We start from the raw sequence: 15,787 nt of genomic DNA on the forward strand, positions 1-15,787 counted from the left end.
CCTTTCTTTAGTTAGATTTATCTAACTTTGCTATAAAATTTCTCTGCATATTCTTTTATACTTTCTTACACATCATCTTCCAGCGAATACTCCATCCAATCCTTTATCAGCATATCCATTACAGGCTTGATGAAATGCAAAGCACTTTCCTTGTCTTTCTCGTGCTGCATCATATGGACGAAAGCGTTTATCTGCACATGGGTGAGCCAGTGGAGCATCTTTCTGTTGACCCGCTTGTTCGGCACGCAGGCGGCGTACTTTTCCGCAAGCAGGATATAAGAGCTGTCCAGCTTGTCTATGATACCGTCAACGAACTTTTCGTACTTCGACCCCGCCGAGCGGTCAAGGAGTATGGTCATCTCGTCATAGTGTCCGTAGATGACATCCACCAGAGCTTCGCTGAAATCATCGTGATCGCCTTTCTGATGCTCATATGCAAGCAAGTCGGCTTCTATATCCCGGGTGAAGTGGGTCTCAAGCACTGCATTCAGCTGTGCCAGAGCTTCACCCACAACACCCTCAAACAATCCGTTTTTGTCTCCGAAAAAGAAGTATACAGCACCGGTCGTCAGCCCCGCGTCCGAGGATATTTTTCTCAGAGAAGCCTTGACAAAGCCCTTTTCAAGGAACTCTCTTTTTGCGCATTCTATGAGCTTTTTGCGGCTCTCATTATTATCTGTGATCTTCTCCGACATGGTGTGTCCTCCTTTTGATAACAGTGTTACGTAACACTGTTATTTTAACTCATGTTCGATGGTTTGTCAAGTGGTTCTGGGGAGATTTGGTTATTTTGACTAAGAAAATGATTGTCAAGGTATTGACAATCTATCATAAAGAGTGTATAATAAGTCCGTGACAGATGCAGAAAATCCACTAGATACGCGGATATTTGAATAATATGAAAAACTGAAAAGGATGGAGATACTATGGATAGGATAAAGATCATTGTTGCAGTGCTTGGTCTTACAATTGCGTTTACAGGCTGTAAATCGGCAGTGCAGGACGAATCAGTCAAAAGCAACAATTCGTCAGAAGCGGAGATCATAACCGAAGAAATATCAAATCTATCAGAACATGAAGATCAGCCCGAAGATGCTTCCGAAACAAGCACGAAAGATGATGCTGACACAAACAGTGATACTTCGGAAGCGACTTTTTCAGAAGATGACAGCACCGAGCAGATGGCTGAAAAGATGGAGAAAAAGTACGGCGTAGATATAATATACGGTGATGATATCAGGACAGTCTACGAAGAGGAAGATGAAACTCTCAAAGCTGAAAAATCTACTGATGATAATGGCATAAGAACGGCTCTGAAACACGTTGACGAAGCCCTTGATGTATTCCCTCAGGGACTTACGGAACAGCTTATATCAGCTGATGGAAGTCCCATGAAAATATACCTCACAGGTACGATCACTTCGGATATCGGCCCATTTGATGGGGATGGTATCCCCGCTTTTGCCAATAAGAATGACACAGAAACATATCTTGCCATAGATATATCGCTTGACGGGGAGATAAATGTCCCAACGGTATGTCACGAACTGACCCATATCATTGATTTCTTCATGACCGACATGGGCACTTTCAGTGAAAGCAAGTGGGAATCCCTGAACCCCGAAGGCTTTGCTTATACCGAAAATTACAATACTTACAGGGATAGTGAGTTCACCGACAAATACTGCTACACATCGGAAAAATACATTCCCAGAGTACTTTCACAGGACGCTGATGATGTATACTTTTATTACAACTACGCCCTGACCTTTGCTATGGAAGACCGTGCTACCCTGATGGAAGATCTTATCGTCGATATGATGTGGGGGTACGAGATAGCACCGGGACTGTACAGCTTCCCTCACGTTCACGAAAAAGCTCAGTATTTTCTTGAAGCTGTCCGCGATTCATTCACCTTGAACGAGGAGGATATCGCCAAATGGCAGAACACTTTTGATATGTTATCTAAAGTTACTCCCGATACGCCATATTAACAGGATACACAGAACTCCGTTTTCGCGCTTACATGCGGCAGCGGAGTTTTTTGGCATATCCCCCGCTTTACATTTCAGGCGGGATATGCTATAATTGAGCAAAGTAAAATTATCAAAGAAGGGTGTGATATTATGATAAAAAAGACCATAGCGGCTATGATAGCGTTAACAGCTGCGCTGACTTTCTGCGGGTGCAAATCGGGAGAAAGCTCTGATAGTAAGTCGGCGGACAGCAAATCATCGGTAAGTTCTGCTGTGACCGATGAAAACATATCAGCGGAAGATTCTTCTGATGATATCAGCGATAATCCGACAGAGAGTGATACATCAGCCGAAAGCGCGGGCGATGAAAGTTCGGCTGATAGCAAGTCCGGTGACATCACTGTTCCGGATAGCACTTCCGAAGAAAAGCCAGGTGCCGTTACATCAATATCAGAGAAAGATCAGCCCGTAATACAGACCGAAACAGGTATCGTGATAGTCACCGAGGATGGCTCTCTCGATGTGACTTCGGCATCGGCGGACAGTTCCGATGTGCCTTACGAGATAAACATCGACGGCGATGAGTATGAACTGCCCATCGTGCCTGCTGATCCGTAGTTTTGAGTCTTATGTACTCTCCGCGGAACGTTGAAAGTCATACACATTTCACACAATAATTATTGACATCTTAATGAAATTGTGGTACAATACTCTATTATATGTCGATATTGACTTCACAAGGAGGAGAATATGAAAGGTAATTTTTCCAAAAAAATGATCGCTTCGGCTCTCGCGGTGATGATAACAGCTTCATGCCCCACAGCTGTACTGGGATACAGCGCGGTTTCAGCACTTGAACTTCCGCCTATCCCCTACGAACTATCCCAGAAAGAAGTCCACACATTCACATTCACAAACAACACTGACTATGTAGAGGCTTATCAGAACGGCAAGTTATTGAAATCAGGCGATACTGTGACCGATGAATATGATATACTAATGACCTCGCTCGATGCATTTACCTATACTATCAACGGTACTATGTATGCCTGCGAAAATCAGGACATGATCATGAACAGTTACAAGGCTGAATGCACGCCTTACGGCGATTTTACTGTTGAGAATAATTACAAGCTCGTTCAGCACGATGACGGCTATTACGGCGTAAGCGACAGCTACATATTTCTCTACCCCGCATATTTCAATGAGCAGGATATGTTCTACGTTGATAAATCCATCACAGGCGGTGTTTTCGATGTTCAGAGGAACGGCAGAAAAGTCACTTTCAAAACTTACATGGATATGCCTGTAAAAGTTTACTACGCTGACAGTCAGAAAGAGATATCTGTAACTCACAAAAGCGGTACCTGCACTAACGAGATCACACTTTCAAGCTCCAACTACTCGGGCAAGCTTTTCATTGTAAGACAGTACGTTCAGCCCGGAGATTTTGATGTGCAAATGCTCCCCACGATACCGGATGACGGTCCTTTCACCGTTATGCATACCAGCGCAATGGGCAAGCAGGAAGAGATCGAGCTGGGAAAAGGCTTTGCCACCAGCGATTATCTGATGGAAGTTGACGGCGCATTCTCCAAGAGCGCTGTATGGGGCTTCTGGCGTGATAAGAGCACGGGCACAGGTATCGTATCCGTAAATCCAGGTACAGGATTCAGCGTGTACGATATCTTCGGCGACAAGGTAGAGGTCACAAAGCTTGGTTCCTCCGATGATACAAGAGAGAATTACTCATTCAGGGCGTACTGCGATATGACCTATTATCTGGTAAAGGATAACACTGTAAAGACCACGCATAATTACCTCAAAGGCGATATCAACAGCGACGGCACCGTTGATATAATGGACGTTGTTCTGCTGAGACAGTACCTTGCAGGCAAGGCGGTAACAGTCAACAAAGCTGTCTGCGATGTTAACGGTGACGGTTCGGTTAATACCAATGATGCAGCTACACTCACACAGTACATCACAGGAAAGATATCCAAGTTACCCTGATATTTAAAAGCATAAGATACGGCTCGGAAAGCATTGATCTATCCGAGCTGTTTTTTGTATGCAAAAGCAGAAGACCGCAGGTCATCTGACATCTGCGGTCTTTGCTTTGTATTGTTCTTGGAGTTCTTATCTTGTGATCAGTCTTTTGCCCTTAACGTGAGCCGCGATGATGATGATATCGGTAATATTGATCTTGCCGTTGCGGTCAACGTCTGCATAAACGGCATCCTTTGGATCAAGGATCTTCTTGCCCTTAACGTGTGCTGCAACCAGTGTTACATCGGTTGTATCTATATCGCCGTCGCCGTTTACATCGCCAAGAGATCTTTCTTTTTTATCGGGAGTTTCTTCAACGTCGGAAACTTTCTTGTCATCTGACATTCTTCCTGCCGCCAGATCCTTTACGGAAGCGAATACGATATCAGCTATCTCCTGATGACCGTTTGCATTGGGGTGGGGGTCGAAGTCGGTCTCGGGCGAGATGTTATATACATCAACATAGAGTGCACCTGTTTCCTTAGCGATGACTTTCAGCTTTTCATTCAGCGACTTGATCTGAGGGTCAACGTTCTTGCCTGCCAGCTGCATAGCTGCGGGACCTGCGATCTCCTTTGCAAATGCCTTGGCTTCTGCGGGTGCTGCGGAATTGCTGAACTGTCCCACAACTTCGGCAACATCGGGGAGTTCGCTAACGTCTTCGCCGCTCTTGATAACAGCGAGGATACCTCTCAGTTCATCGATATCTGTATACTGCTTCAATATCGCTTCGAGTGTCTCTGCATCTTCAAGGCCAAGATCCATGATAGATTTTTTCAGCTCGCCGAGAGTCTCGCAGGAATCTAAAGTATCTATGACCTTTGCCATATGCCCATAATCGTAAAGCTTGCTGAAAGCTTCTTTTAATTCGGTCACCTTTGCGACCTTGTCGTTAAGGGTCTCGGTAAATTCCTCTGTGGGCTCGCCCTTTGCATCGGTGAGTTCTTCTGTCTCGGCAGCAGCATCTGATGCCTCGGCAAAGATGGGTCCCAGTACATCTAAGATGTCCTTTTCGACATCAGCGGATCCCTCTGCGGTGCGGTAAGGGTTGAACATACCGACCAGAGCGATATCGGTCTCGCCGTTTACTTCCTGCACAGCCTTTACAACGCACTTTACATGGTCAGCGGACTGCTGTACAAGCTCCTCGGACTTAGCGCCGATATTCTTCAGGTAGTTAGCGGCTTCAAGGAAGGTATCAGCTGTGATGCTGTCCTTGCTCTGTTCGATTATCTGCAGACCCGCTCCCATAGCTGTTTCGGTATCTGTGCCGAAGAGGGTAAGCATAAGTGACATAGCCGATGCCCTGATAACAGGGTTCTCATGCTCCAGCATCTCGGGGATAATGCTCATAACGATATCGTTGCCGCCAAGCTGTATGCTTACAAGGTCAGCCTGGCTCAGATATTTCAGGTATAGGTCGTGGTAAGGTGCCAGCACCTCGCTCGTTCCCTCACCTGCAAAGCTTTCAAGTATGCTTGCTGCGAATTCACCCTTGTAGCCGGGCTGTCTGATAGTCTTTTCGATATCAGCCGCACGGTATGCGGTAGATGCAAGGTTCGTACCCTGAACATCAGCACCGTAATTTGCTCCCAGCTCTTTCAGCTTGCCGGAAAGTATGGCAGGATAAGCACCCTGTACGGGGTTTGCAAGCAGCTTGTCGGTTATGACCAGTGCAGGGTCGCCTGCAAGACCGTTCTCCTTTCCAAGTCCGTAGCCTGCCGCGATGCTGTCGCCCAGTGCTACGTAGTTGTAGGTCTTCTTCACAGGTGCAGGAGCATTATTGTTCTCCGCGAAAGCATTAAGTCCTGTGGCGCTTCCCATCATTGCTGCGGCGCAAAGTGCCGATATAAATTTCTGTCCTCTCATTTCAGTTGTCCTCCTTGGTCTTCTTTTCGTTTATCTCTATCTTATGGTCTTTTCTGACCCTGATCTTTACAGTGTCGCCGTTCTCGGAATAGTTTATCAACATCATATGGTTTTTGCTGCAAGGCGCATAGTATCCACTGTAATCGTGAGTAAGCAGTATATAATCTCTCTTTGCTGTTATCTCACCTATCTCGAATTCGTTGTAGAACTTAACAGCGTCAAGGTTGTACTTGCGGCAGATATATTCAACAAGCTCGGGGGTGGGTTCTGCACGGTCGGGGTCGAGGATTATCTGACCTACGATATCATGACCGCCGCGGTCATTCTTGAATGCGCTTATCTCCCATTCGCTGATGGGATCGTTCTCATCGAGAGAGCTTTCTATCTCAAAGAGGAATATCCTCTTGCCGTTCTCGTCAACGCAGGAATCAGAACCTCTGCCCAGAATGGTGTAGGAACCGTCAGCGTGCCTTACTGCGATATCTCCTGTGATGCCCCACTTTGTGCCGTTTTCATCAAAGTACCAGCGTGCCGCGGTAGCTTCGGGATTATCGAGGTAGCGGTCAGCTGCTGCGGGGCTTGTAACGTGGAGATTACCGGGAACTTCATTATCGGTGATGATATTGCCATCATCATCCAGGAGCTTAACGCGGATATATGGGTCAAGGGGCTTGCCTGTCTCGTTGGTCTTGGTGGCTTCGTCCATGAAGTATGTAACCAGAGTAGCACCGCCCTCTTCACTTGCACCGCCGCCGATGGAATATCTTACTTCACAGCCGTTGTCTTTCAGCCACTTGTCTATCTTTCTGACTGCGCTGACGTTAACAGCCTCGCCGCCCGAAGCAGGTCTTCTCAGGCAGGACAGCGCATCAGGTGAAAGCACACCCTGTCTTACGCTCATCAGATAGAAGCTTGCAGTAGCCACAACGCAGTTGCACTGTGTCTCGGAGAGATCTCTTGCGAAAGTGTACTTGTTGTAGATAGGTCTGGGGACGAGGGTACCGCCCCTTACCAGCGGCATTATCGCACAGACTCTCTCGCCTGTCATATGTGTAAGGGGTATGCACTGGAAGTTTCTTTCGCCCACGTAGTTCTGTGTATCAAGTCCTGCGTGCATCTCAACATAAGCATTCATGGAATATTCCTTGTATACCACACACTTGGGTCTGCCTGTGGTGCCGCTGGTGTAGAAGTAGCTGATATCGCGGTCAAGATCGGTGGGACCTAAGTCGAGGGGGATATCGCTGTCCTCACCTGCCTGTTTCAGGTCTTCCAGCCTGATAAACTCAACACCCTTTATCTTATCCAGATTATTCAGGCACTCCATTATCTGTCCGATATCAAATACTTCCTGCATCTGCTCGGGCATCTCCGAGGTATCAAGGAACATACCCTTTTTATCCTCAGGGAGATAATCGTCAAGGTTCATCACGATGACTTTCTTTACACCGCTGTTTGCCAGATGGTCAACAAAGTAGGGCAGGAATGCGTCCAGCGTTACGATGACCTCGGAACCCTTGTCCTTGGTATAAAGCTCGAAATCGTTTTTGAGGAACAGGAAGTTCACGTTGTTGCTGATAGCTTTTACAAGGTTAACGGCGAAAAGCATCATCAGGTTCTCAACGCTTACGGGCATACACAGGGTAACAACGTCCCCCTCTTTAACGCCTGCCAGCTTCAGTCCTCTGGCATAAGCTTCTCTCAGTGCGGGAAGCTCGCCGTAAGTTATCACCCTGCCGAAATAGTCAAAGGCAGGTCCGTCAAGGTTGTCCTGATTGAAGGTCATGATATTATCAAAAATATTCATGTTGTAGATCTTTGCGCCGTTGATGACGCGGTCTACCTTTGCCCACTCGGGGAACTTTCTCTCAATGGTGCTTGTGTTGATCTGTGTTGTCGTCCTCATAGTTTTGTCCTTTCTTTTTTGGGAGCGGTATATATATGTATGCTCCTGTGGTTGGGATCTTTTGGTTTGTTCAACGACATCATAAATGCACTTCTATGAAGTCGTTGAATAAATCTCCCCTGTCGGTGTCTCTCCTCCCGACGGTTATCAGTATATCACCGATTTCTTAAATAGTCCTTAACTCCTTAAACGATTTCCTTACTTTTTCCTTAAATCATTCTTAATCGTTTTTAAGACATTTGGTAACAAAGTGAAAACCGCCTATCATCGCCCCTTAATCGTTTACAATGCACCCTCTCCCAAGGCTCACAAGCGCACGTTTTTTAGTTTATATGAACATTTGAAACTGTTTCTGGTTTGTTTCAATTTTTCATATCCGAGGTAAGAATTCTATTATTTTATATAAAAATGTTCAAAATTTAACCGTATTCTTGAAATATTACTATGTTAAAATAACAACATAATAGGTGAAAAACTACAACCCAAATTTGATCAGGGAGGTTAAACTATGAATTTATTCAAGAAGACTTTCGCGGGACTTCTCGCAATGAGCATGGCAGCTTCTGCTGTACCATTTGCAGGTATGAGCATCGCAGCTGTTCAGGCTTCCGCTCAGGACATATCCTCGACCATGGAATGGGGCACGCTGAGGATAGGCGGCGGCGGATTCGTATCGGGCATCGTTACCGGTAAGGAAGTTATGTACGCAAGGACCGACGTAGGCGGCGCTTACAAGTACAACTACGACACCGAGTGCTGGGAGCAGCTCTTCGGATTCATCAACGAAGCTGACCGCGGTCTGCTGAGCGTTGACGCTATGGCTATCGACCCTACTGATGATGATACCGTGTACTTCCTCTGCGGATGTGCTTACTTCTCTTCCGAGAAGACCGTTATCTTCAAGACTACCGACGGCGGTAAGACCTTCACCGAGATCGACGTTACCAGCCTTATAAAGGTAATGGGCAACGGCGACGGCAGACAGTGCGGTGAGTCCATCGCAGTAGACCCCGACAACCCCAATATCATCTATGCGGGCGGCGACGTTATGAGCGACGACAAGTCACTGTCAGCACTTATAAAGTCCACCGACGGCGGCAAGACCTGGAAGCCCGTTATCGGCTATGACGATCTGGGACTTTTCAGCAAGACCTGCAAGTGGCCTACATGGGGCAACATCAACGCACGTTCAGTAACTTCCGATGCTTACAACAACCAGAACGGCGTTGCTAACATCGCTATCACAGGCGGAAAGGTATACGTTGGTACTTCCATTAAGGGTGTTGCTAACGTTCACGTTGCAAACGTCAAGGACGACAAGTACAGCGTTCTTAGCAAGGATCTGCCTACTGATGTATTCCCCTCAAGGATAAACGTTGACGCTAACGGCGATCTGCTGATAACCTATATCGCAGGTCTGGCATTCAACGGCGCAAGCGGCGGCGGATACAGATATTCCCCCAAAACAGGCAAGGCTGAACCCATCTTTGATTCGGCATACGGTCTGGGCTCCATATGGGCTGACCCCAACAACCCCGACCACCTCATCGCAGGCACCTGCGGCAAGTGGCAGTCTCAGCTCTGGCAGGCATGGACAGAGGAACACGGTCCCGCATGGGGCGACCAGTACTTCCGTTCCTTTGACGGCGGCAAGACATGGCAGAATTTCTCCCCAGGACAGACACACGGCTGGAACCAGCCTCTGGTTTCCAACTATCTCCAGGACGGCGGCTATTCCTGGATAGTTGACAAGGCTATCCACTGGTCAGGTACTGTTGTTACCGACCCCCGCAACTCCGACAGAATGTTCATCACATCGGGCAACGGCGTATTCATCTGTGAAAATCTCTGGAGCACCGATCAGGATAAGCTGCCTACATTCACATTCCACCCCGACGGAATAGAGGAAGTTGTTTCTCTGGACTTTGTCAGCACAGCTGATGGTCTTGACCTTTCCGCTATCGGTGACTACGACGGTTTCGTTCACGAGAAGGAAAACAAGATAGGCTTGCAGTATCAGCCCAACATGGGTTCAACATCTGCTATCGCAGTATGCCCCCAGAACACCGATGTATGGGCAAGAACCGCAAACGGCGACGGCAACAACACAGGCAGTGCTTATTACACCCTCGACCGCGGCAAGACATGGACAGCATTCACTCCTGCCTGCACAGGCGGCAAGCTCTCCATCACCGAGCTGAAAAAGGGTACTTACAGGATAATCAATACCAGTGCTAACGGCGCAGTAAGCTACTCCGACGACTTCGGCAAGACATGGAACAAGTCCAGCGGCATCGACGCTTCAAAGACTGTTTACACTCTCGTTGACCCCAAGGATCCTTCGATAGTTTACGCTTCGGGCGTTAAGTACAACGAGTACTGGGCTTCTGATATGACCAAGAAAGAGCCTACTCTGGACGAGTGCCACTACAGCTTCTACATCAGCACCGACTACGGCGCAACATTCACCGCAAAGACTGTTTGCAGATACGATATGTGCGACAGCTCAGGCGACCCCGCATATCTGGGCGACGGCTCCATAATCGTTGCAGGCGGCTGGTACGGTATGTACAAGGTTTCCAACAAGGGCGCAAGCATCGAGAAGCTGGATAACGTATTCTACGCTAAGACAGTAGGCTACGGCGCACCTGAAAAGACAGGCGGTCTGAATACCCTTTATATGTACGGCAGACCCGCAGAATCCGACCCCGAGGGCATCTACCGCTCAACTGACGGCGGCAAGAGCTGGGATTGCATCAACACTGACCACCTCTACGGCGGTACAGGTAACGGCAACTACCTCGTAGGCGATATGGACGAATTCGGCAAGGTTTATATGTCAACTGTCGGCTGTGGTATAGTTTACGGCAAGCTTACAAGCGGAAGCACTATTCCTACTGATGATGAAAGGATCCCCAAGATAAGCGCTGAGGCTCTGGAAAACAGCGTTAAGCTCAGCTGGAACAAGATGTCCGACGCAACTAAGTACGCTGTATACGGCTATCAGAACGGCAAGTGGGTGAAGATAGACGAGACCAGCAGCACTTCTTACACTGTAAAGAACCTGACAGCAGGCAAGAGCTACAAGTTTGCTGTTGTGACATACGCAAAGGGCAAGTGGTACACCAATTACGCTTACCCCAATGCTGTGACCGTTACACCCAAGGCTGCAAGCAAGGTTACATACCCCACCAACATCAAGGTAAATTACAGCGAGAAGTACCATCAGGTACAGTTCGTATGGGATAAGGTAGAGGGCGCTGACAAGTACGGCATCGCAGTTTACCTGGCTGGCAAGTGGAGAGTCCAGACATCTAACGTAACCACAAACAGCTTCGTAACACCTAAGAATCTTACACCCGGCATGACCTATAAGGTTGCTATCGCTGCAAGAGTAGGCGGCACATGGGATACTGCAAACGCTATCAAGAATGCGGTTACAGTGACTATAAAGTAAAAAGCGAACTGATATATAACTACCAAGGAAGAGAGCTTTTGGTCAAGCTTTTCGCGAAAAGCTTGCGGGGAGCCACAGTCAGCAAAGCTGACTGTTAAGGGCAGAGCCCTCAATCACCAAGGTGCAAAACCAAAATGCACAGCAAACTTTAAAAGCACAGCGAACTTCCGAAAAAGGCGCGGCAATATGAAAAATCCGAGCGTGGACAATCGAACAGTCCACGCTCTTTCTTTCTGCGTGAGATATTGCCGCGCCCGCTGTCAAACAGCGAAGCGTTTTTGACAGCTCGACCCGAGGGACGAGGGGCGAAAACTAGCAAGCTATCGACCACATCAAATTTCCGACTATACCCGAAAAGCCCGATTTTATTTTATTCGGTACTCTTATCCAAAGAACTGCGATGGACGTTTTGTCGCCCCTTACGGGTCGAGAAATCAACGAGCTGCCGCCGTTGATTTCAGGCGCGGCAATTTTTTTACGGACATAGAAAGAGCGTGGACGGTCGTATTGTCCACGCTCGTTTTTTTTGTTATTGCCGCGCCTGTTTGGTCAGGAGTTTGCTGTTCTATTTATAGCACAGTTTCCGCGTCGCTTTTGCGCCTTGACCGAGAGGCTCTGCCTCTCGAGCTCTCCGCAAGCCTGCTAGCGCGAGGCTTGACCGCGCGCTTTGATTCGCGGCATAGTTTGTTTGGTGCGCTAGTTTGTTTCCGCACCACGCTTGACCAAAAGCTCCCCTCCTTGGCAGTTTTCATCTAGTTTGCTTTTTAATACCATGCATCAAAGCAAGGCATCACAGCTGAACCTGTCATTCTTCTGGATACGATCCTCAGTTCATCTGTGTTCTTCGCTGAGTTTATTTCAGCGATCAGAGGACTGTCACTCTCGCGGTTCGCTATAGGTGCCGTCAAATTCGGAATACTGTCAGGAGAAAAAGCAAGCACTTCATAACGCTCGATGCTGTCACCTGCAAAATTCAGATCATTCGATGCCCTTTCGGCTAGTACATAACCCTCAGAAAGACTTATGTCAAATTCAAATTCCTTGAAGCCGTAATACTGTCCGCAGCCCGTAACAGAAATAGTCGCGGTACCGACGGAGATATTGTTGTAGTATTTGATGATGTAATCAACATTGCGCACAAGCTTCGCACCGTGGAGAGTCACGTTTATATCGGGCTCGATGTGCCTGCCTGTGAACCTGTAAACAGGTCTGATATCACAGGTACACCCGCTGAGAGAAGCTTTAGTCCTTATATTCAGCACCTTTGAACTGCTCTCGGTAACAGTATCACCCGTATCCAGCAGAGAATCGACCCTGTACTCAAAAACAGTGTTCTGTGGTAGAGATTCGTCTGAGAAAGAGGGTGTTGATACCTGTGCTACCTCGGTGAAATCTTCCTCGCTGCCTGCAAGTCGGCGCTTTATTGAGAATCCGTCGGAGCCACCCTTGCTCTTCCATGAGAGCTGGACATGGTCGCCGTAAATGCCGTCTGCCGCAAAAGCGGTCACAGGCATAGCGTAGACCTCTCCTTTATAATTTGCACATTTATTTTCTACAAAATTATTAGCATTTACATAAGCGCTGGAATCATCGGCAGCAAAAATGCCCGAATCAGTACAGCCAGTGATGGTGTTATCAGTGATGTTTATCCCCGAAGCGCCCTCAACCGCAACACCGCTGAAACTTGTCTTGACGGTGTTCTTGCTGACCTCTGCCTTGGATTTGCCTGCTATATATATACCGCTCTGGGAAGAATTTTCAACGGTATTTCCCGAAATGGTGACCTCAGCGCTCTTGTCCGCCGAGATACCGCTGCCTGCGCTGTAAAGGCAGGAATTCTTCTTGATGACCCCGCCTTTGCCGCCTAAAATGGAGATAGCATCGGAAGAACTTCCGATTATGCTGTTTCCGCTTACGGTAACATCGTTTGAGAATTTAAGGCTCACCAGACTGCTGCCGCTCTTGTCGCCGTCAGAAGGTGTGCCGATAACATTTGAATCAATGTAAACGCCGGTCGCGTCGTTCAGCTGTACAGCCGAACCGGCAGTAGTGATATTGTTTGAGCTTATATGCACACCGCTGACCTTATAGTCGTGGTCGGGCAGACTGCCGTTCTGCACAAGCTTGCCATACAGGCTTATTCCGTAAGGATTGTCACAGTAACCTGTTATATTTGCGTTGATAGTGTTGTTGCTGATAACCACATCGGAAAAATCGTTGATCCTGTCATATACGCCGTCATAGCCTGCCACAGGTGTATAATATCCCGAATATTCCATGGAAGTCATATTTTTGAAGTCGATGCCGCAGCCAACACCTGTCATACTGTTGTTCTCGATCGAACAGCAGCGGTAATTCTGCATAACTATCGCAGTTTCGTAGATGTTGCTGAATGTATTGTCAGCAATATAGAAATTGGTGTAATACTTGCCCACCGTAGCGGAATGTGAACCCACGCCGCGCATGATGTCATAGAAGCTGTTGTTCCTGATAATGACGTTATCGCAGGAAGTATCATCGAAAGGTGCATAGCCGTCAAAAAGGTTTGCATTATTGAGGATATCGAACTGTATAGCCTCTTTGAATTTCTGACCGTAGTACTCATGGAAACTGCAGCCTTCTATGGTGACATTCTTGATGCCGCCAAGTTCCAGCATATGGCAGTTGTAGTTATCCTTGAATTCAACGTTCTTTACCCAAAGATCATGGAGATGACCCATACGTATGGCAGAAAAAGCCTTTACACTGCCGCCCCCTGTATTTCCGTCAAGGCAGCCGCCTTCGATAACGATATTCCTTGCGCCGTCAAAGCCGCCGTGTCCGTCGGTATTGTTCATAAGAAGCACACCGCCAATGAAATCCTTGCGCAGGGTGGCATTATCCAGATAAAGCCATGTATTTGAGCTTACATACAGTCCTTTGCGCACACTGTACGTACCCTCGGGTACTATGACCTTTACCTGCACCGAATCGCTGCCCTTTGTTTTTGCATAGTCAAGTGCTTTCTGTATAGCGGCAGACGAATCCTTTTTGCCTGTAGGATCAGCACCAAGGTCGGTAACGCTGACCGCTATGGCGGAATCATATCCGCTTATATTTGCGCCTGTTGCATGACTGCCGCTTATTACGCTGTAATCATAGGCGCTTGCGGTGAGCATAAAGCGTCCTGACATAAGCAGAGCCGCCGCTGATAAAGCAGCAGTCCACACAGACAAGACGCGCACCAAACTCTTCAAGTTCACTTAGCCTCTATCCTTTCGCTTATCTTCTCCGGTTATTATAATCCTATTATAAACTCTGCCCGACGAGAATTATATATATTTATGTCGGCGGACATCTGAAAATATTTACACAGATAAATTATAACACCAAAGCTATTTTTTGTCAAGACATTGAATTTAAGGGTTTTCAAGACATAGGGTGAAAATTCTGTGAGGGTTTTTAAGTTCATGATTAATTAATATCAAGTCAATAAATCTCGTTTATAATAATTGTATATTTTTAATTGAAAGGTCAGTGAAAAATGGCAAAAAAGAATATCAATATAGATGAAATGAACGTTGACGAAGAGGATTTCGAATACGAGAAAAAGCTCGCCGAGGAAGAAAGACTGAAAAAACAGCAGGCTGAGGAAAAAGCTGCTGCAGAAGAAGCTGCACGCGAAAAGCGCAAGCGTGAAGCTGAAAAGGAGCGCACTCGCCAGATAGAAGAGGAACGCCGCGAGCTTTTGAAAATGAAATCGGGTTTGACCTCCGAAGAGGATTCTGAGTTTACAAAGAAAGATGAAGCTTATGAAAAACCCCACGGCAAAGCGGCGGTAGCGAATTTCTGGTATCACTACAAATTTATCGTGATCTTCTCATTTATCACACTGGTGGTATTGGGCTATCTGATCTACTCCGAATCTACAAGAAAACGCGACGACATCAGTGTTATGGTCATCACCGACAACGACCTCACCCTGCGCACAGAAGAGATAGAGGAGTTTTTTGAAAAGTACACCGATGATATTGACGGCAACGGCTATGTACATGTTGGTGTGATAGTCATAAATATCAGCAGGCAGATGGATACTGTTACCAAAAGCACCTATTCGCAGAAATTCCTTGCAGAGATACAAACAGGTGAAGGCATGATAGTCATTACCGATTCCCACACCTCAGACGAATTCATGTCAGTAATGAAGACCGACCTCGACAAGGATTTCCCCGATAACAAGTACATAGACGAAGATGGTTTCAGCTTCAACTCAAAGGTAATGGCTGAGGAATTCAATTACGAACTTATGCCAAATGACGTTCATATGTCCATACGTATACCACAGGATACCATGGGTCTCAGCAAAGACGAGGCGCAGAAATACTACGATGAAAGCTTTGAGATATACCAGCGCATAGTTGAGGATATCACCGCCCGCTGTGAAGAGACCAATGACCCCGGACTTACCACCGAGCCCGTAAAGTACGAAGACGAAGAAGAGTAATGCAGGCTCAATGAATAATGAATAACGAATAGTGAATAATGAATAAT

10 protein-coding genes are annotated in these 15,787 nt (G+C 47.1%); 5 read left to right on the forward strand and 5 right to left on the reverse strand.

What is annotated here, in order from left to right; genetic code table 11:
- Positions 1-65: 65 nt before the first annotated feature.
- Positions 66-695: a TetR/AcrR family transcriptional regulator gene (locus BMY75_RS01695; RefSeq protein WP_074828767.1), complete on the reverse strand. Its 630-nt coding sequence runs from the start codon at positions 693-695 to the stop codon at positions 66-68.
- A 231-nt stretch (positions 696-926) separates the two neighbouring features.
- Between BMY75_RS01695 and BMY75_RS01700 the strand changes: the two genes are divergently transcribed.
- The 3 genes from BMY75_RS01700 (at position 927) to BMY75_RS01710 (ending at position 3,989) form a co-directional block, all read left to right on the forward strand.
- Positions 927-1,994 carry a hypothetical protein gene (locus tag BMY75_RS01700; RefSeq protein WP_074828770.1) on the forward strand — a complete coding sequence of 356 codons (1,068 nt, stop codon included), beginning with the start codon at positions 927-929 and terminating at the stop codon, positions 1,992-1,994.
- Positions 1,995-2,126: 132 nt separating this feature from the next.
- The gene (locus tag BMY75_RS01705) at positions 2,127-2,594 is read left to right on the forward strand and encodes a hypothetical protein (RefSeq protein ID WP_074828773.1); all 468 of its coding nucleotides are present in this window, start codon (positions 2,127-2,129) and stop codon (positions 2,592-2,594) included.
- Between the two features lie 132 nt (positions 2,595-2,726).
- The gene (locus BMY75_RS01710) at positions 2,727-3,989 is read left to right on the forward strand and encodes a dockerin type I repeat-containing protein (RefSeq protein ID WP_074828775.1); all 1,263 of its coding nucleotides are present in this window, start codon (positions 2,727-2,729) and stop codon (positions 3,987-3,989) included.
- 126 nt (positions 3,990-4,115) lie between these two features.
- Here the strand turns inward: BMY75_RS01710 and BMY75_RS01715 are convergent, their stop codons facing one another.
- Positions 4,116-5,894, reverse strand: coding sequence for a dockerin type I domain-containing protein (locus BMY75_RS01715; RefSeq protein WP_074828781.1), 1,779 nt, complete (start codon positions 5,892-5,894; stop codon positions 4,116-4,118).
- Between the two features lies 1 nt (position 5,895).
- Positions 5,896-7,800, reverse strand: coding sequence for a class I adenylate-forming enzyme family protein (locus BMY75_RS01720; protein WP_074828785.1), 1,905 nt, complete (start codon positions 7,798-7,800; stop codon positions 5,896-5,898).
- Between the two features lie 508 nt (positions 7,801-8,308).
- Here BMY75_RS01720 and BMY75_RS01725 point away from each other — a divergent pair.
- Complete coding sequence (locus tag BMY75_RS01725) at positions 8,309-11,257, forward strand: fibronectin type III domain-containing protein (RefSeq protein ID WP_074828787.1); 2,949 nt, start codon at positions 8,309-8,311, stop codon at positions 11,255-11,257.
- Positions 11,258-11,405: 148 nt separating this feature from the next.
- Here the strand turns inward: BMY75_RS01725 and BMY75_RS18205 are convergent, their stop codons facing one another.
- Both BMY75_RS18205 and BMY75_RS01730 read right to left on the reverse strand, forming a co-directional pair.
- Positions 11,406-11,588: a hypothetical protein gene (locus BMY75_RS18205; RefSeq protein WP_207646250.1), complete on the reverse strand. Its 183-nt coding sequence runs from the start codon at positions 11,586-11,588 to the stop codon at positions 11,406-11,408.
- A 433-nt stretch (positions 11,589-12,021) separates the two neighbouring features.
- A complete protein-coding gene (locus tag BMY75_RS01730) occupies positions 12,022-14,430 on the reverse strand; it encodes a right-handed parallel beta-helix repeat-containing protein (protein ID WP_242940141.1) in 2,409 nt (802 codons plus the stop codon).
- Positions 14,431-14,780: 350 nt separating this feature from the next.
- Here BMY75_RS01730 and BMY75_RS01735 point away from each other — a divergent pair, with 350 nt between their 5' ends.
- Positions 14,781-15,740, forward strand: a complete 960-nt coding sequence (locus tag BMY75_RS01735; RefSeq protein WP_074828790.1) for a hypothetical protein — start codon at positions 14,781-14,783, stop codon at positions 15,738-15,740.
- The last annotated feature ends 47 nt before the right edge of the window (positions 15,741-15,787 follow it).

The sequence above is a fragment of the Hominimerdicola alba genome (assembly GCF_900109655.1).
GTDB lineage: Bacteria > Bacillota > Clostridia > Oscillospirales > Ruminococcaceae > Hominimerdicola > Hominimerdicola alba_B.

Excerpts from the sequence above, each read along its gene's own strand:
- BMY75_RS01715 (WP_074828781.1), bottom strand. The coding sequence starts at position 5,894 with ATGAGAGGACAGAAATTTATATCGGCACTTTGCGCCGCAGCAATGATG.
- BMY75_RS01700 (WP_074828770.1), top strand. The coding sequence starts at position 927 with ATGGATAGGATAAAGATCATTGTTGCAGTGCTTGGTCTTACAATTGCG.
- BMY75_RS01720 (WP_074828785.1), bottom strand. The coding sequence starts at position 7,800 with ATGAGGACGACAACACAGATCAACACAAGCACCATTGAGAGAAAGTTC.
- BMY75_RS01725 (WP_074828787.1), top strand. The coding sequence starts at position 8,309 with ATGAATTTATTCAAGAAGACTTTCGCGGGACTTCTCGCAATGAGCATG.
- BMY75_RS01735 (WP_074828790.1), top strand. The coding sequence starts at position 14,781 with ATGGCAAAAAAGAATATCAATATAGATGAAATGAACGTTGACGAAGAG.
- BMY75_RS01730 (WP_242940141.1), bottom strand. The coding sequence starts at position 14,430 with ATGTCAGGACGCTTTATGCTCACCGCAAGCGCCTATGATTACAGCGTA.
- BMY75_RS01710 (WP_074828775.1), top strand. The coding sequence starts at position 2,727 with ATGAAAGGTAATTTTTCCAAAAAAATGATCGCTTCGGCTCTCGCGGTG.
- BMY75_RS01695 (WP_074828767.1), bottom strand. The coding sequence starts at position 695 with ATGTCGGAGAAGATCACAGATAATAATGAGAGCCGCAAAAAGCTCATA.
- BMY75_RS01705 (WP_074828773.1), top strand. The coding sequence starts at position 2,127 with ATGATAAAAAAGACCATAGCGGCTATGATAGCGTTAACAGCTGCGCTG.